The organism is Spirosoma endbachense (genome assembly GCF_010233585.1).
Classification (GTDB): domain Bacteria; phylum Bacteroidota; class Bacteroidia; order Cytophagales; family Spirosomataceae; genus Spirosoma; species Spirosoma endbachense.
Window position 1 is genome coordinate 9,558,802 of the sequence record NZ_CP045997.1, and the last position, 17,042, is coordinate 9,575,843.

18 protein-coding genes are annotated in these 17,042 nt (G+C 47.7%); 10 read left to right on the top strand and 8 right to left on the bottom strand.

Annotated features, from left to right (window positions below):
- Positions 1 to 52: 52 nt before the first annotated feature.
- From GJR95_RS38435 to GJR95_RS38445, 3 genes are all read right to left on the bottom strand, one after another.
- Positions 53 to 691, bottom strand: coding sequence for a gluconate 2-dehydrogenase subunit 3 family protein (locus tag GJR95_RS38435; RefSeq protein WP_232541002.1), 639 nt, complete (start codon positions 689 to 691; stop codon positions 53 to 55).
- Between the two features lie 317 nt (positions 692 to 1,008).
- On the bottom strand, positions 1,009 to 2,211 hold the full coding sequence (locus GJR95_RS38440; protein ID WP_162390910.1) for a M20 metallopeptidase family protein: 1,203 nt from the start codon (positions 2,209 to 2,211) through the stop codon (positions 1,009 to 1,011).
- A gap of 87 nt (positions 2,212 to 2,298) precedes the next feature.
- Positions 2,299 to 2,994, bottom strand: coding sequence for an RDD family protein (locus GJR95_RS38445; protein ID WP_162390911.1), 696 nt, complete (start codon positions 2,992 to 2,994; stop codon positions 2,299 to 2,301).
- Positions 2,995 to 3,164: 170 nt separating this feature from the next.
- Between GJR95_RS38445 and GJR95_RS38450 the strand changes: the two genes are divergently transcribed.
- Genes GJR95_RS38450 through GJR95_RS38485 form a run of 8 tightly spaced genes read left to right on the top strand, consistent with a single transcriptional unit; the run spans position 3,165 to position 11,327 of the window.
- Entirely contained in the window at positions 3,165 to 4,124 is a 960-nt protein-coding gene (locus GJR95_RS38450) for a stage II sporulation protein M (RefSeq protein ID WP_162390912.1), read from the top strand.
- On the top strand, positions 4,121 to 5,011 hold the full coding sequence (locus GJR95_RS38455) for a hypothetical protein (RefSeq protein ID WP_162390913.1): 891 nt from the start codon (positions 4,121 to 4,123) through the stop codon (positions 5,009 to 5,011). The genes GJR95_RS38450 and GJR95_RS38455 overlap by 4 nt, the downstream gene beginning before the upstream one ends.
- A complete protein-coding gene (locus tag GJR95_RS38460) occupies positions 4,995 to 5,825 on the top strand; it encodes a DUF4129 domain-containing protein (RefSeq protein ID WP_232541003.1) in 831 nt (276 codons plus the stop codon). The genes GJR95_RS38455 and GJR95_RS38460 overlap by 17 nt, the downstream gene beginning before the upstream one ends.
- Positions 5,812 to 6,996: a DUF4350 domain-containing protein gene (locus GJR95_RS38465; RefSeq protein WP_162390914.1), complete on the top strand. Its 1,185-nt coding sequence runs from the start codon at positions 5,812 to 5,814 to the stop codon at positions 6,994 to 6,996. Before GJR95_RS38460 ends, GJR95_RS38465 begins: the two co-directional genes overlap by 14 nt.
- Before the next feature lie 35 nt (positions 6,997 to 7,031).
- Entirely contained in the window at positions 7,032 to 8,006 is a 975-nt protein-coding gene (locus GJR95_RS38470) for an AAA family ATPase (RefSeq protein WP_162390915.1), read from the top strand.
- A gap of 24 nt (positions 8,007 to 8,030) precedes the next feature.
- Positions 8,031 to 9,155: a hypothetical protein gene (locus tag GJR95_RS38475; protein ID WP_232541004.1), complete on the top strand. Its 1,125-nt coding sequence runs from the start codon at positions 8,031 to 8,033 to the stop codon at positions 9,153 to 9,155.
- Positions 9,152 to 9,961 (top strand): tetratricopeptide repeat protein, encoded by an 810-nt coding sequence (locus tag GJR95_RS38480; protein ID WP_162390917.1) that lies wholly within the window; start codon positions 9,152 to 9,154, stop codon positions 9,959 to 9,961. Before GJR95_RS38475 ends, GJR95_RS38480 begins: the two co-directional genes overlap by 4 nt.
- Before the next feature lie 4 nt (positions 9,962 to 9,965).
- On the top strand, positions 9,966 to 11,327 hold the full coding sequence (locus tag GJR95_RS38485; protein WP_162390918.1) for a DUF58 domain-containing protein: 1,362 nt from the start codon (positions 9,966 to 9,968) through the stop codon (positions 11,325 to 11,327).
- Here GJR95_RS38485 and GJR95_RS38490 read toward each other — a convergent pair.
- From GJR95_RS38490 to GJR95_RS38505, 4 genes are all read right to left on the bottom strand, one after another.
- Positions 11,324 to 11,542 (bottom strand): hypothetical protein, encoded by a 219-nt coding sequence (locus tag GJR95_RS38490; protein WP_174260252.1) that lies wholly within the window; start codon positions 11,540 to 11,542, stop codon positions 11,324 to 11,326. The genes GJR95_RS38485 and GJR95_RS38490 overlap by 4 nt on opposite strands.
- A 5-nt stretch (positions 11,543 to 11,547) precedes the next feature.
- The gene (locus GJR95_RS38495; RefSeq protein WP_162390919.1) at positions 11,548 to 12,171 is read right to left on the bottom strand and encodes a Uma2 family endonuclease; all 624 of its coding nucleotides are present in this window, start codon (positions 12,169 to 12,171) and stop codon (positions 11,548 to 11,550) included.
- Between the two features lie 94 nt (positions 12,172 to 12,265).
- Complete coding sequence (gene tatC, locus GJR95_RS38500; RefSeq protein ID WP_162390920.1) at positions 12,266 to 13,120, bottom strand: twin-arginine translocase subunit TatC; 855 nt, start codon at positions 13,118 to 13,120, stop codon at positions 12,266 to 12,268.
- A 104-nt stretch (positions 13,121 to 13,224) separates the two neighbouring features.
- Positions 13,225 to 14,514 carry a serine hydroxymethyltransferase gene (locus GJR95_RS38505; RefSeq protein WP_162390921.1) on the bottom strand — a complete coding sequence of 430 codons (1,290 nt, stop codon included), beginning with the start codon at positions 14,512 to 14,514 and terminating at the stop codon, positions 13,225 to 13,227.
- A 291-nt stretch (positions 14,515 to 14,805) separates the two neighbouring features.
- Between GJR95_RS38505 and GJR95_RS38510 the strand changes: the two genes are divergently transcribed.
- On the top strand, positions 14,806 to 15,111 hold the full coding sequence (locus tag GJR95_RS38510) for a YXWGXW repeat-containing protein (protein WP_162390922.1): 306 nt from the start codon (positions 14,806 to 14,808) through the stop codon (positions 15,109 to 15,111).
- Positions 15,112 to 15,164: 53 nt separating this feature from the next.
- On the opposite strand, the gene GJR95_RS38515 is transcribed toward GJR95_RS38510, so the two are convergent.
- Positions 15,165 to 16,034: a helix-turn-helix domain-containing protein gene (locus tag GJR95_RS38515; RefSeq protein WP_162390923.1), complete on the bottom strand. Its 870-nt coding sequence runs from the start codon at positions 16,032 to 16,034 to the stop codon at positions 15,165 to 15,167.
- Between the two features lie 163 nt (positions 16,035 to 16,197).
- Here GJR95_RS38515 and GJR95_RS38520 point away from each other — a divergent pair, with 163 nt between their 5' ends.
- Positions 16,198 to 17,031: a phytanoyl-CoA dioxygenase family protein gene (locus GJR95_RS38520; RefSeq protein ID WP_162390924.1), complete on the top strand. Its 834-nt coding sequence runs from the start codon at positions 16,198 to 16,200 to the stop codon at positions 17,029 to 17,031.
- Positions 17,032 to 17,042 lie beyond the last annotated feature (11 nt).

A 17,042-nucleotide genomic window follows, 5' to 3' on the forward strand; every position in this document is an offset into this window, starting at 1 on the left:
GATAATGGAGAGACCTCCATTCAATTATTCATTGTGTATTATTCATTATACATTAAATAGCCCAGGCCTTCTGGCCAGCTTTGAGCGGAACACAACCATCGTAACGGCCCGGAACGGCTACGTATTCAAGGGCTTGTGTGGCCCCAATTTCAGACGTAAAATAGCCCGTTAGGGTCAGATCTTTGAGAATTGTAAAGAAAGGCGTGTAGCGTTTCTTCGAGTCGGGCATTTGCAGGTCGGCCTGCGAATTTTCTACTTTCGCGGCTGCCTTTGCACTAGCCATTTGTGCGAGTTGTTGCTTGGCTTCTGCTTCGAGCTTTTTCACAACCTCAATACGTTGTGCAGGATCGAGCTGTACAAATGCTTTACCATAGGCATCCTGGCTCAATTTGTTTGTCTGGGTAAGGCCCTCCAGAAAACGCTGCTGATCCTCTGGTTTGTAGCAGTCTTTCAGTAGAATATCAATGACTTCGTTCACCTTGGCGGCTTTAGCACCGGGGGTTGATGTCGTCGGAATAATGGTATCAGCCAGTTCAGCAACGGTCGCATCCTGATCGGCCGTAAAAAAGAGCGGCTTGCCCGTCAGGGCGCGTCGGGCAGCCGAAGCTTCGAGCGTTTCGGCCAATGCGGGCAACGTCATGGTTGCACCAGCCAACGCAGCTACCCGCATGAGGGCGTCTCTTCTGTTCATGTGCTTAGAGCGAGTTAAACTTTCAAATAGAACGATGTAAGGAATTACAAATGTATAACAATCAAGGAATGGATTGTGCAATTTATAGATACACTTTTAGAAGATCATATCAATTATAAAAATGATTTTCAGCTAAACGAAAACTCCCCAAACTTCATGTGAGGTCCGGGGAGTTTTCGTTTAGTCTTTATACCTACTGTACAAATCAATTAACGCTTGTCAATTAACCGATTACATGCTTCAAGAGTAAGCTTTCAACAGCCCGATTTTCGGTATAGACGGCGCCATGAAATGCGGATAAGTTTTCATCGTTTTGATTACATTAGCTGCAATTCCTGCACGGCCAGCCAGCTCATCAGACCAGCCCCCGTTTCCAGGGCGGCTTCGTCAATGTCGAACGTTGGCGTATGCACACCGGAAACGATACCCCTTGCTTCGTTGCGGGTACCAAGCCGATAGAAACACGAGTCGACGACCTGCGAATAGAACGCAAAGTCCTCACCAGCCATCCATAGATCCAGATCAACGACATTTTCGGCGCCCATGTATTCGACGGCCTGCGCCCGTACACGCCGGGTCAGCTCAGGGTGGTTTTTCAAATACGGATAGCCGTGAACAATTCTGAACTCACAGGAACCGCCCATCGCTTCGGCAATACCTTCGGCCAGTTTAACCATCCGGCGTTTGCCTTCGGCCCGCCACTCCTCGTTCATACACCGGAACGTACCTTCAATATTGACTTCGTTAGGAATGACATTGGTAACGCCATCGGCAATAAACCGGCCAAACGATAATACGGACGGACTGGCGGGTGGACGGTTACGGCTGATGACCTGTTGCAGAGCTACAATGATGTGCGACGCAATCAGCACTGGATCAACGAGGTTATCGGGCATGGCAGCGTGGCCACCTTTCCCCCGAACGGTCAGGTAAAGTTCGTCGGTACTGGCCATATACATTCCTTCGCGGAAGCCAATTTTACCCACCGGAATATTCGGTGCAACGTGTTGGCCGAGCATACTCACCGGAGCCGGATTTTCCAGAACGCCTTCTTTAATCATCAACGATGCTCCACCGGGTGCTTTTTCCTCACCGGGCTGAAAGACCAGCTTCACGGTTCCGTCGAACTGGTCCCGTAGCACATGCAGAATACGGGCTACACCGAGCAGGCTTGCCGTATGTGCATCGTGCCCACAAGCGTGCATGACCCCATCGACGGTCGATTTGTAGGGCACATTGTTCGCTTCATGAATAGGGAGCGCGTCCATATCGGCGCGCAGTCCAACCACTTTCGATGTAGACGAAGAACCATTGCCTGTTTTTCCCTCGATAATGGCCACTAAACCCGTATCGGCGACACCTTCCTGCGGAGTTATACCAATAGCTTTTAGCTGGTCGGCCACAAAACGCGCCGTATTGCGTTCGTGAAACGAAAGTTCGGGATGTGCGTGCAGATGGCGACGCGTCTGTACAATGTCAGCCGCATACTGCCGGGCGAGCGATTTGATTGATTCGAGCATAATTGTCTGGGCCAAACTTGAGTTTGGCCCGTTATTGAAGAGAATGGGCCCACTAGAACGGCCTGACGTAGCAATCTGGGCCAGACATTACTGTGTTGTTATAAACTGATAATCGCTGACAACCGTTTCCAGAAAGGCCTGACTTGACAATGAACTTTGAATCCCGGTAACTTCCTTGATCTTGTCGGCAGTACGAATCAATACATCGGTATCTCTCCGGCGCAGTGCTTCACGAACAATACCAATATCACGGTCGCTCAGTAAACGAACATCGGGAAACTGAACGATATAATTTTCTGTCAATGGGTGAATCAGGATATCGTCTAATGAGACCGCTGGTTTAAGTTTAACAACGGTCGTTCCGGCTGCAATATCGCCCAGGCGTTGCCCTTTTCCATTAACAGCTATGGTAATAACCGGCACAATTCCGCCCACAAATAGCGCCGACTCCACGATCCGGAGCAACCACCGAATCAGGTAAGCGCCTAAACCGGGCGGTGACCCATCGAGCATAACAACCCGGATACCCAGTGCCAGTTTACCGATACTTCGTCCATTCAGAAACCATTCCGAAATCAGGTCATAGGCTACGACGGGCAGCATCGCAAAAACAACGTAAAAATTTCCCGTCCGAATCCCTAAGCGATTCGGTATCGTAACCATTAGCACAACCCAGCCAAATATAACCAGATAGTCGATCAGTGCGGCCAGAATCCGTTCACCAAGACTGGCCGGTTCGTATTCCAGTAAAACATTTTGGGAAGTGCGGATAGCAACAGCCATTATCAATGATTTGTCGTCAATAACCAGTAATCATCGGCAAATTACCGTTGACACGGGTGAATCGTCAAAATTAACAAGCTTTCTTTTGTTCTTAGTAAACAAATAACCAATTTTCACGATCTGCTACATTAGCCGATGAAATACTGGAACTAACAATCGATCAACAACCTATGCGTGAAGCCCTTTTCGTTAAACGCAACTCCGACAAGTGGCGCGACATCGAACAGAACTCAACGGCAAAGGCTGCCCGGCCAGATCCCGACGAACTAACCGACCGCTTCGTTGAACTGACCGATGATCTGTCGTATGCCCGAACGTTTTACCCCGACTCTAACGTAACCCGTTACCTCAACGGATTAACTGCTCAAATGCACCGGGGGCTGATGCAAAACCGGCGCGATGATCGCGGCCGCTTTATCACCTTCTGGAAGTATGAGCTACCGCTGCTATTCCGGCAGTCGCATCGTTTGCTGGCCGTATCGGCGGCTATTTTCCTGGTGGCTGGCATCCTTGGCTGGGTATCGGCCGCCCACGACAACACCTTCGTTCGGTTGATTCTGGGTGATCAGTACGTCAATATGACGCTCGAAAACATCAAGAAAGGTGATCCACTAGGCGTGTATAACAGTCACGGGCAGGCATCGATGTTTATTCAGATTACCCTCAATAACATTTACGTAGCTTTCCGTACATTTATATTCGGCTTGTTCGCATCGTTCGGAACGATGGCCATGCTGTTCTATAATGGTGTGATGCTTGGCGCTTTCCAGTATTTCTTCTATGAACGCGGGTTGCTGCTCGACTCAATCCTGAAAATCTGGATTCATGGTACGCTCGAAATCTCGGCGATCGTCATTGCGGGCTGTGCGGGCCTGACCGTAGGAAACAGTCTGCTGTTTCCGGGGACTTACTCGCGGCTGGAGTCGTTTAAACGGGGAATCAAGCAGGGGCTAAAAATCGCTATTGGGCTAGTGCCGATCTTCATTATGGCTGGCTTTCTGGAAAGCTTCATTACCCGGCTGACCTTATCACCCGTCATTAGCGGCAGCATTATTCTGGTTTCAGCCGCTTTTATTATCTGGTATTTTATCCTGTACCCTATTTCACTTAACCGCAACAGTCAGCCATGATTCAACTTTTTCTGCAGCGCGATTTTGGCAACAAGATCAATGCAACGTTTCAGTACATTGGCGAGAACTTTCGTAGTCTGGGAATGGCCTTACTTTATATCGTTGGGCCGGTGGCGCTGGTGGCGGGAATTGCAACCGGCATTCTCCAGTCAAATTTCCTGAAAATAGCGACAGAAGCAGGCAGCAATAAAAACCCGGACCCAATGGCCATGTTTCAGATGATGAGCCAGTTTGTATCGCCTACATTCTGGCTGGTTATCCTTTTGAGCATCCTGGCCAATGTCGTTGTTATTCTCACGACCTACGCCCACATGAAGATTTATGCCCGAACGAATGGGGCCCCAATTGGTGTACAAGAGGTTTGGAATGAAGTGCAGCCCGCCATTGGCCGTGCGATTATTATTTCGATCCTGAGTTCTATTGTCACCTTCGTTGGCTTCATGTTCTTTTTCATTCCGGGCATTTATGTAGCCGTTGTCTTATCGCTTTCTTTAGCTGTCACTTCATTTGAAGGCACCGATTTCGGAAAAACCTGGGAGCGTTGTTTCAAACTCATCCGGGATAAGTGGTGGTCTACGTTTGGGCTCATCATTGTGATGGGCATCATTGTCGGTATTGTAGGGCTCATTTTCGCCATTCCAAGCGCCATCGTGGGTTTTCTTATTGGTGGCAAATTATTACCTGATGTTTCGGTTGTATGGCTCACACTAGCCAATGTGATTGCCCTCGTTGGCCGGACACTGCTGAATTCCATGCTCTACATCGCTATTGGTTTTCAATATACCAATCTGGTTGAAAGACAGGAGGGTCGTGGGCTGATTTCGGACATCGACTCTATTGGTACCAACCCCAGTCAACCCCGCTCAACGGATGAAGGTAGTTTTTAAGGTAGCCTGTTGGTTTTGGAGAAAAGGAGACCTGACAAGACTTTGGGCAATGGCGCTGGTTATGGCGCTTACCTGCACTTCGGTTTCGGTCTCCGCTCAGTCAGATAAACCGAAAAGCCAGTCGGTAGTGGCCCCTGATGATCGCTCGGCGGTTCATGTTCGGTACCCACTACCCGAAAAACTCCGTGAGTTTCAAACCGACCGTGACTACCAGTATGATCACGAAGCTCCTCCACCCGAAAATCCCGTAGCCCGTTTTATTAACTGGCTATACAAAAAGCTCATGGATTTTTTGACTAGTGAAGCTTATCAGAACATCTGGCAATACATCCTTCTGGTAGCCATAGCGGGCTTTGTTATTTATCTGCTAATGAAAGCCGAAGTACTTGGGTTTTTATTCCCCAAAAAGGCACAATCAACCGGCCTGGACTATGAGAATCTGGCAGAAAACATTCATGAGATCGATTTCAACGCGGCCATTGAGGAAGCCATCAGTCAGCGTAATCTCCGGCTGGCAGTGCGTCTTCTTTATTTACAAACGCTCAAACACCTGACCGATTCCGGCTTAATTGCTTATAAACCAGACAAGACCAATCGGCAGTATGTTTATGAACTGGCAACTACCCAATTTCAGCCTGATTTCGACCGACTGACCCAGCAATTTGATTTTATCTGGTATGGCAACTTTCCGATCGATGCAAGTCGCTTTGAAGAGGTAAGGCAACAGTTTCAGGCCTTTAACCAGGCCGTTTCCCAACCGAATACTGTAAACCGCACGGGCGGACCCGTAGAAACCAACTTTGCGAAGACCTAACAAATATCTCCTTATCCTGCTCGCTACGGTAACGGCTTATGTGCTCTTTGAGTATTACCGGCCTAAGCCACTCGACTGGACGTCTACCTACGAAAACGACGACAAGATTCCGTTCGGGACAAAGGTATTATATGAGCTCCTGCCGGGTGTCATGCAGCAATCGAGTGTTAAAACGGTGCGTTTACCGGTTTACAATTTTCTGACCGAAACCAAACCAGCGGGGCGAAGTAATTATATTGTCATCTGCCGGGATTTCAATGTTGACGGTAACGACCTGAAACAGCTTTTCCCTTATGTCCGGAATGGTAATACTGTTTTTATTTCAGCGTACGGTATGCCCGATTCACTGGGCGCAGTTTTGGGCTTTAAAGCGGATGTGAAAGAACCCAGCGAAGCCGATTCGACGCTACGCCAGAACTTTGCCAATCCACAATTAGTCAAATCCGGTGGTTATAATTTCTTCCACGACGACGGTCGAAATTTCCTGCTTATCCAGAAAGCTAAAAACATAACGGTGTTGGGGCGTAACGCCCGAAAAGAGCCTGTTTTTATTCGGATTCAGTACGGCAAGGGGCAATTTTTCATTCATAATTTGCCCCTTGCCTTTACGAATTATTATCTGTTGTCGCCCAAAACGTCTGACTATGCGTTCAAAGCCCTCTCCTTTCTGCCTGCCCGACCAACGTATTGGGACGAGTATCAGAAACAGGGCCGTTTTGATGAAGAGCAGCAATCTATCTTCCGCTATATTCGAAGTCAGCCAGCGTTGAACTGGGCGTATTATCTGGTCGTATTTGGGTTGATTTTCTACGCTATTTTTGCCGGAAAGCGTACGCAACGCATCATCCCGGTTCTAGAGCCTCCTCAGAATACCTCGCTTGATTTTGTAAAAACAGTTGGACGGCTGTATTTTCAACAGGGGGATCACGATAATCTGGCTCGCAAGAAAATTCAGTATTTTTTAACTGAACTTCGTGAACGATACGGCTTGAATACAACCGTTCTGGACAAAGAATTTACGGAAACGCTGGCCCAGAAAAGCGGCACCCCACTAAGCGAAACCGATGAACTGGTCAGGCTCCTGCGTAGTGCGCAGAAAAGCATTTCATTATCGGAATACGATTTATTGACGCTGAATGCAGCCATTGAACGATTTAAACACCTAATCTGAATCCAATAGGCACCTGTGGGATTCAGAACTATTCTATGGAAAATATACAAACGCGCATCGACCTTACTCCGCTCACCACCGCCATCGATGCCATTCGGGCTGAGGTCGGTAAAGTTATTGTGGGTCAGCAACAGACGATTGATTTGTTACTGACTGCCCTTCTGGCCGACGGCCATGTTCTGATCGAGGGCGTGCCCGGCGTGGCCAAAACACTGACTGCTAAATTACTGGCCAAAACGATGTCGGTAGGTTTCAGCCGGATTCAGTTTACGCCGGATCTGATGCCATCCGATGTACTGGGCACCTCCGTCTTCATGCCTAAAACGGGCGATTTCGTATTCAGGCAAGGCCCCATTTTTTCAAACCTCGTCCTGATCGACGAAATCAACCGGGCACCTGCCAAAACCCAGGCCGCGCTTTTTGAGGTAATGGAGGAACGTCAGGTTACCAATGACGGAACTACCTACTACCTCGAAGAACCCTTTATGGTGCTGGCCACTCAAAACCCTATTGAACAGGAAGGCACATACCGACTGCCCGAAGCTCAGCTAGACCGATTTCTGTTTAAGATTGTGGTTGGCTACCCGGATGCAGCCGCAGAAGTGGCTATTCTACGCGGTCATCATCTCCGCCGGAACCTCAGCGATGCACTGGATGCCATCAGTGCGGTTCTCACTGCCGATCAGTTGGCGATCTTACGAAGTCAGGTCCATCAGGTTCATGTTGAAGACAAACTATTTGACTACATCGCCCAGATTGTTCAGGCTACCCGTGCCAATAAATCGCTCTATCTTGGCGCATCACCCCGCGCATCAGTAGCCTTACTTAACAGCGCAAAAGCCCTGGCTACACTCCGGGGTCGTGACTTCATTACACCTGAAGATGTACAGGAGCTTTCGCCATCGGTTCTTCGGCATCGTATTTTACTCACCCCTGAACGGGAGATGGAAGGCGGTACCGCCGATGAGGTTATTGCACAATTGGTGCAAAAGATTGATGTACCCCGATAGGCAATGAATACTGGATACTATACGATGAATAGGTATTCAATTTCATACGTTCGCAGAAGAAAAGGGAGGCTGTCGAGCCTTCATTGTGCCTTATTTATTCTTCATTTTTCATTTCTATCGGCCCAGACACTCACTCGTGAACAGCTAACCGGAACGTGGGTTGGCGTACATACCGAATGGGATACCGATGCGTTATGTCCACTCCCAACCTATATCCGGCTAGATCCTGACAGCACGTATTTACTCGGTATGACTGACGGTTCGGCAAAAGCCGTCACATCGACCTGGGCTATTCATGGCGATCAGGTACGATTGGATACGATTCATTTTGCACCACGGCTGGTCACGCTGAAAAATAATTTACTGCGAATTGGCCGAAACTATCCAATGGTTTTTCGCCGGTTTAAAGACATTCCACTCGATTCGGCTAACACCGCCTATCAATTAAGCGGCCACGTCTGGCAATCCGATAGTTTGCTACTCTATTGCTATGCCAATGGGAAAATCGCTTTAGAAAACCCGACATCCAAACAGCGTACTATTCATTTTTGGCGATTAGCCAGGTTCGGAACGTCCTTGTTTTTAATCGTACAAGGCAATCAATACACGCCTGATGGTAACTACAAATTCATATGGCAGCTAAGCAGTCTATCCCCAAAACAACTGCAGGCTATCGGCTGGAACAAAGAGGCTGTAGTCCAAAAAACATTCCGGTTGATCAGGAATCTGGCGCCCGGTGATTCCTGTCGGCCAACTGGTTTTCAGTCCTGCACGAATTGCTTTATTCGTTCATTTTCAGAAATTGGCATCGGTCGAACTCCATCACGCTACAACCTTAGCCAGTTATTGAAAAAACACTACAGACCAGTTATTAACCATACCGGCCAATCGGGGTTGATTCATGTTCAGTTTGTTGTTAATTGCAGAGGTGAGCAAGGGATGTTTACCCTAAGCGGCTCAGACAATGACTACTGTCCCAAAACGTTCGATGCTCAGATTACCGATCAACTACTGGCTATCAGTAGAAATTACGTGGCTAGTGATCAGTTTTTGCGCGCTGACGACCAATCCGGCAATCGGCCGAATGATATCGCCGTTTCATTTACGGTTCGGTTGCAGGAGGGCCAACTAACTGACATTCTGCCATGAAATCGTTTCGTATCTTCATACTTTTAGTCCCAATTGTTTCCTATGCACAAAATGGGGAGCGCTTTTTAACGTCCTGCCAGTCGATGCTGGCCACGAACCGAACGGTTCAGCTATCTCTTTTTCCGCCTACCAAGCGAGATACGTTCGGACTGGATACCCTTTCGTCAACCCCTCAGAATTATCATCGCCGGGCTATGTATTACCTTTGGCAGCACGACTACGAACAGGCTACTGACTGGTTGGAGAAAGCGGCTGCTTTATACCCGAAAGCACATGGCTCTGTTGGTGAAACGTACCTGAATCAATTGCACGACTATGGCCGTGCATTACAGCATCTCGGCGCATACGATGCCTTAACGCCCACCTTCGACGATATAATCCATAACAATCCGGTTAGCTATTTACTCGGGCTGGCCCACCGTAATCTTGGCGATTATAGCAAAGCCGTTCAACTGTTTTGTATTGGTATCGATTCGCTTTCGATCAGGCATGGCGCGGAATGGGTCAACTATCGGCACTTTGTGAGCCGGGCAGTGAGTTACATTGCCCTTCAACAACCCGAAAAGGCATTGAGAGATCTGGACAGTGCTCTAAAAAATTTCAATCGAAGCGCACTCGCGCAATACCATCGAGGACGAGCTTTGCTTCAATTGAATAGAAAAGCCGAAGCACGAACTGCTTTTCAGGATGCCTCTTTTTTCTTCAAAGCCCTTCGCGCCGAGCGAAAAGGCGATTATCAGGAAGACGATTTTAACCCGCTTTACGAACCGGAAATTGACGAAGCTCTTTCCAACCTGAAACCTTAACGCCTTGAAATTAATCCGCCCTCTTTTCGTCGCTACGCATCTGTGGTTTGCTCTGATAGCCTTCGTGTTATTATTTGTAGCCGCTTATGCCTTCCCAATCCTGTTTCCACTCATACAGATCGCTTTCGTCATATTTCTTGTTCTGATCGGGCTGGATTACTGGCTCCTGTTTCGGAGAAAGAACCGGACTAACGGATCAGCGTTTTTCGCCCGTCGCGAAATACCCGACCGACTATCGAATGGCGACGAAAATCCACTGACCATCTATCTGGAAAATCAGTATTCATTTCAGGTCGATGTCGAGATAATCGACGAAATTCCGTATCAGTTTCAACGGCGCGACGTGTTATTTAAAGCCCGGCTAAATCCGCGCGAAACACAGGCAATCCGGTATGAGCTCAGGCCAACACGCCGTGGAGAATACAGCTTTGGGTCTGTTAACGTTTTTGTGCTGACCCCGCTGGGCTTGTTGAAGCGTCGCTATCAGTTCGGACAGGGGAAGATGGTTGCCGTATACCCATCCTTTTTGCAGATGCGCCAATACGAGTTGCTGGCGGCAACCAATCGCCTGAATGAAGTAGGGATCAAGCGAATTCGACGGATTGGCCATAGTATGGAATTTGAGCAGGTGCGCCCCTATTCGACTGGCGACGATGTTCGTACGGTCAACTGGAAGGCAACCGCCCGACGCACCGACTCTCAGGGCGCATCACTAATGATTAATGCTTATCAGGACGAGCGCTCCCAACCCGTTTACTGCCTGATCGATAAGGGTCGTGTCATGCAATCGCCCTTTGACGGTTTAACCCTGCTCGATTACGCCATCAATGCCAGTCTGGTGTTAAGCAATATTGCTCTGCTCAAGCAGGATCGGGCCGGTATTCTGACCTTCTCCGATCATGTGGGCCAATTGCTGCCCGCCGACCGTCGTACGGGCCATATGCTGAAGATTCTGGAATTACTCTACCGCCAGAAGACACGCTTTCTGGAAACCGATTATGAGAGTCTGTATACCAGCGTTCGAAGTCATATTCGCCAGCGGAGCCTGCTTTTGTTATTTACCAACTTCGAAACGGTTAGCGCTATGCATCGACAATTGCCCTACCTGCGTCGGCTAGCCAAGGATCATCTGTTGCTGATCATTTTCTTTGAAAACACGGAGCTTCGTAGTCTGCTCGACCAACCCGCAACTGACACTGAACAGATTTATCTCAAAACTATTGGGGAGAAGTTTGCTTACGAGAAAAATCAGATCGTGAAAGAATTAACCCAATACGGTATTCAAACCATTCTGACAGCGCCCCAAAATCTGACGGCCAACACCGTAAACAAGTATCTGGAACTGAAAGCAAGAGGAATGATTTAATTATCGCCCAAACTACCCTTCACTGATTCGTAATCCGATTTCAATCGGCCCATTTCTTTGGCCAGAAACGTTTGTAATTGTCGGTTAAACTCCGCTTTCTCGTCTTCTGACAAGGATGTATAGAGATCTTTCAACTCCTGATTAATGGCCGCTCGTTCGGCATCGTCAGCCGCATTGATGGATCGGTAATGGTATTTTCTAAAATCGTACTCCATTGGTTTTACGCTTCGGGCAGATTGGCAAAAATTTCTTTCAGTTGAACCTGGAACCCGTCAATATTAATCGGTTCGTCGGCTAAAGCATACACTGTTTCTATCCAGACATTAACTCGCTCAGTGCGCCGACAGACGATCACTTCGTGGTCAAAAGGATCAATGAACACTATTTCCTGCACAGTATCCATTTTTTCATACTTACGACGCTTATCGCCTAAATCATAATCACTTGTCGATTCGGAGAGAACCTCTATAATTAAGTATGGATTAGTAATAATTGACCGGGATTGCTCCTGATAGATTGGGTTTCCTTTAATGACGACTAAATCACCGTTATAGTTTCCCTTTCGGTCATCTTTTCGGATTCCAGCATTGCTACCAGCTGCATAAAACGGCTTACCCAAATAATATCCAGAGAGCAAGTACCCTAATCGAACAACTAAAATCTCATGAATAATTGTTACTAATCCCATTACAAAAATTTGCCCATTATGATACTCGGCCCGATAGTCAGTTTCGGTCAGAAAATCCTCAAACTCCTCCCACGATGCCGGTATAGCAACTGACTTACCAGCTGCCAGTATAGCCATTTGCTCATCACTTAATCGTACTTTCTCGATAGCCTGCATACGATCATTCTCTTTTTGTAAAGATACAACAAGCCTTATAAATCAAGAAGCCCTCTCATCTGAAAGGGCTTCTTACATGGTTTTTAAGTCAGCACTATTTTTCCAGCTCCCGTTGCTCTTTCAAGCGGGCACGTTCAACAGAGCCCGACACGAGAATACTAACCTCATATAAGCCAGCCAGCGGCAAGGCTACCAAAACCTGGCTATATATGTCAGGCGATGGCGTGATAATACCAGCCACAACCAGAATAACAATCCAGGCATGGCGCCGGTACGATCGCATGAACTTTGGCGTCAGAACACCTACTTTTGACAGAACATAGGCGACAATTGGCATCTGGAACATCAATGCGCACCCTAATGAAAGCGTTACAAGAACGCCAACATAAGACGTGACATCGAATTGGTTCTTAATCTGAGGGCTGATCTGGTAATTGGCCAGGAAATTAATGGCCAACGGTGAAACGATGTAGTAGCCGAAGAATAAGCCCATCAGAAACAGCATCGAGACATAAAAAACAGCTCCACGGGCAGCCCGCTTCTCAACCGATTTCAAGCCAGGTTTAATAAACCGCCACAACTCCCAGAATGCATACGGGAAAGCAAAACAAAGTCCTATGATAAGGGACGAAGTTAAAGCCATTGTGAACGGATCGGCCATACCAAGAGCCTGCAATGTAAAATCCAGCTTTCTGACGCACAAATCGGCATAACCTGTCATATCAGACAGCTTACACATCATCCGGTATGTCCAAAAATCTGCCCGAGATGGTGCCAGAACTACTTTCTCAAAAATGTCCTGGATAAAGACAAAGGCGATAATCGCAAAGACAAAGATGGACCCAACGGCTCGTATAATGTGCCAGCGTAGCTCTTCCAGGTGATCCAGAAAAGACATTTCTTTGCCTTCGGATTCGATTTCTTCGTCGGTCAGTTGATCGAGTGGCATTGCTATAAAGAGTGAAAGGGTGAAAGAGCGAAAGAGTGGTAAAGATTAGCGGTATACTGGATGCGCTCTTTCACTCTTTTACTCTTTCGCTCTTTAATTATTAACTAACTTTTATAAAGTGGAAATGCTTTCATCCACTCATTAATTTCTTCTTTAACGGTCGCCAGGGTGGCATTGTCGTCGTGGTTCATTAGAACCTTGTCGATATATACGACGATTTGCTCCATGTCCGATTCTTTCAGGCCCCGAGTCGTCATGGCCGCCGTACCAACGCGGATACCCGACGTAACCATCGGCGATTTGTCGTCGAACGGAACCATGTTTTTGTTGATCGTGATATCGGCTTTTATCAATGTATTTTCGGCCAGTTTACCCGTCAACCCTTTCGAACGCAAGTCAATCAGCATCAGGTGATTATCTGTTCCGCCCGAGATAATTTCATACCCACGGCTCAGGAATGCATTGGCCATCGCCTGAGCATTGGCTTTTACCTGAACAGCATAATCGTAGAAATCGTCGGTGAGGGCTTCGCCAAAGGCAACCGCTTTAGCAGCAATAATATGTTCAAGCGGGCCACCCTGCGTTCCTGGGAATACGCCGGAATCCAGCAGCGACGACATCAACCGAAGTTCTCCCTTTTGTGTTTTGATACCAAACGGATTTTCAAAATCATTCCGCATCATGATCATGCCCCCACGTGTACCACGCAACGTTTTGTGCGTTGTTGTCGTGACAATGTGCGAATGAGCCAGCGGATCGTTCAGCAATCCTTTCGCAATCAGACCAGCCGGGTGCGAAACATCGGCCAGTAACAACGCACCAACTTCATCGGCGATGGCCCGCAAACGAGCATAATCCCAGTCGCGACTGTAAGCAGATGCGCCACAGATCAGCATTTTAGGCTTTTCACGCTTGGCTGTTTCTTCAACGATGTCATAGTTGATAACACCGGTTTCTCTTTCTACACCGTAGAATGTAGGACGGAAGTATTTACCCGAAATATTAACGGGCGAACCATGTGTCAGGTGACCACCATGCGAAAGGTCAAAGCCAAGAATCGTATCACCGGGCTTCAGGGCAGCCAGAAATACGGCTGTATTGGCCTGGGCACCGGAGTGGGGCTGTACGTTGACCCAGGTTGCTCCGAAAAGTTCTTTCGCGCGATCGATGGCAATCTGCTCAATTTGGTCAACTACTTCACAGCCACCATAATACCGCTTTCCGGGTAAGCCTTCAGCATATTTGTTAGTCAGTACGCTCCCGGCCGCTTCCATAACGGCGGGTGATACGAAATTTTCAGATGCAATTAGTTCAATACCAGACTCCTGTCGGTGTTGTTCTTTGGCAATCAGGTCAAATACCTGGGTATCGCGGGTGGTGGTAACGGTAGTCATGCTTCGAGCGGTTTGTTCGTCCGGTTATTTCAATGTCTGGCTGCAAAAACGTTAAACTAATAGGCAACCAAACAAGCAATTAGATACAAAGGTACGGCGGAAAACGGTAGGATGGGAAGGAGATTTTTAGACTCAGTTAAACTACGATTAAATATAGTTTCTGTAGCTGAAACTACCTCTATTTTCCTGTTTTTCACTAAACCTTCGATCACAACATTTATCCTATTGAAAAAATGGAATATAGCCCCCAGTCATTGATACTGGCGGTTCATGACTCTTAAACGTAACGCTATGAAAACGATGATAAATCAATTGAAAGCCCTGTTTATCATAGGAATGCTGTTTCCTGCCTTGTTTACAGCCTGTACCGCTACGGCAACTACGCAGGGCCCTCCGCCAACTCGGGTTGAAGTTATCCCCAGAGCTCCTTCTGGCCGCCATGTCTGGATACCAGGCCATTACGTCCGTCGGGGACGGAATTATGCCTGGGTCAATGGTTATTATCGGGTAGCCCCGGCTCGTTATTCGGCCTGGACACCCGGACAATGGCGCCAAACTCGCCGTGGACCTGTTTGGGTTGAAGGTCATTGGCGATAAACTGCTCTAAAAGTAGGCTCAAGCTAAACGGGCAGTGGCCTTTTAGCTTGAGCCTACTTCTGCTTGGCCAAGGTTTGGTATCGAAAAGGGGTCATACCGGTATACAATTTAAACTGCCGGTGAAAATGAGAACTATTATTAAAGCCACACTCCATTCCTACCTGCCCAATGCTCATATCAACGTCGGTGAGAAGTTTTCGAGCATGACCAATTCGCAGTTCGTTGAGGTATTCAACAAACGACTTCCTCGTCCGCTTCTTAAAATAACGGCAAAATGCCGCCGATGCCATCCCCGCTATCGACGCAATCTGCTCGACCCGTATTTCTTCACGAAAGTTTGCCAGCATAAACTCCAGAACCCGCTTCATGCGCTCAGTTTCAGCTGCGCTGGGGGCTAATTGGTAACCATCACTAGCCAGCAAAATGGCGTCTCGATCTTCGGCTAATTGATCAAGAATTTCCAATAAACCAAGCAATTGCAGCAAACCTGTACGTTCTGGTAGCAACTCCATCTGCGCTCGCACTGCATCGCTGCCAGACGGGCTAAAGCGTAGGCCATACCGGGATCGTTCGAGGAGATGGCGTATTGCGCTGGCTTCCGGTACACTAGCCAATCCCTGTTGGGTAAATTCACCTGAAAACTGAATAACAATCGATTCAGACTGACGGTCAAAACCGGCCTGATAAAAATCGTCATCATTGCGCCAGAAGTGAGGTAAGTCGGGCCCTAACAATACCAGATCGCCAGCTTCGAACGGTTCAACATGATCACCAACAAATCGGCGTCCGTAACTTTTAACAATATAGGTCAGCTCATACTCCGGATGGTAATGCCAGGGCGCATCGAAGTAGGGCAATCGAAACCGCCGAACCAATAATGAGCTCTGTTCGCCAAAGGTTAGTTTTTCAAATAAAGCCTTCATTAAATACCCTATTTTAACACAGCCAGTAATCTTTATCGATTAATACGGTCAAAATTAAATACAAATAAGTAAAAACAGTGGTATTTCTTTTATTGGTTATAGGATAATTTTGTAGAGCAATTACACGCTGGTAACTCATCTACTCTCCTACCCTTGTTCGTATATGGAAGCTACAATCGACAAAAAAATAGCACTTCAGGAGCTGAATACGCCGTACGAAGTCAGTCAGGAAGCCATCGATTTTTACAGAAAAAACGGCTATGTCAAGCTAAAGCAAGTACTTAGCCCTGCCGTTCTGGACTATTACGGCGATATCATCACCGATCTGGTTTTTCGGCTTAATACCCTCATTAAGCCGATGGAAGAGCGTACAACCTACGAGCGGGCCTTTCTCCAGATTATGAACCTTTGGCTTGAGGATGAACGGGCAAAAGAATTTGTTTTCTCCAAACGACTGGCAAAAATAGCGACCGACCTGATGGGCGTTCAGGGTGTTCGGATTTATCATGATCAGGCCCTTTACAAAGAGCCTTCGGGGGGTATTACACCCTGGCATGCCGACCAGTTCTACTGGCCATTGGCGTCGCCCAACACTGTAACGGTCTGGATTCCATTGCAGGCAACCCCGATGGAAATGGGACCGCTCGCTTTTGCCGAAGGAAGCCAGTGCGTAGAAATTGGTCGTGATGTAGAAATCAGCGATGAAAGCGAAAAAATTCTGGCCGATGAACTACAGAAGCTTAATTTTAATGTACATGACACGCCGTTTGAGCTTGGCGAAGTGAGTTACCATGCTGGCTGGACGTTTCATCGCGCAGGGCCAAACGTTTCGGATCGACCACGTAAGGTGATGACCATGATCTATATGGATCAGGGTCAGACGATTATGCAGCCACGAAATGAGTTCCAGGTAGCCGACCATGCCAAATGGCTCAATAATGTTCCGGTCGGCAGCCAACCACAGGATGAGCTAAATCCTGTATTATTCAGCTACTAACTAGTGCTTTT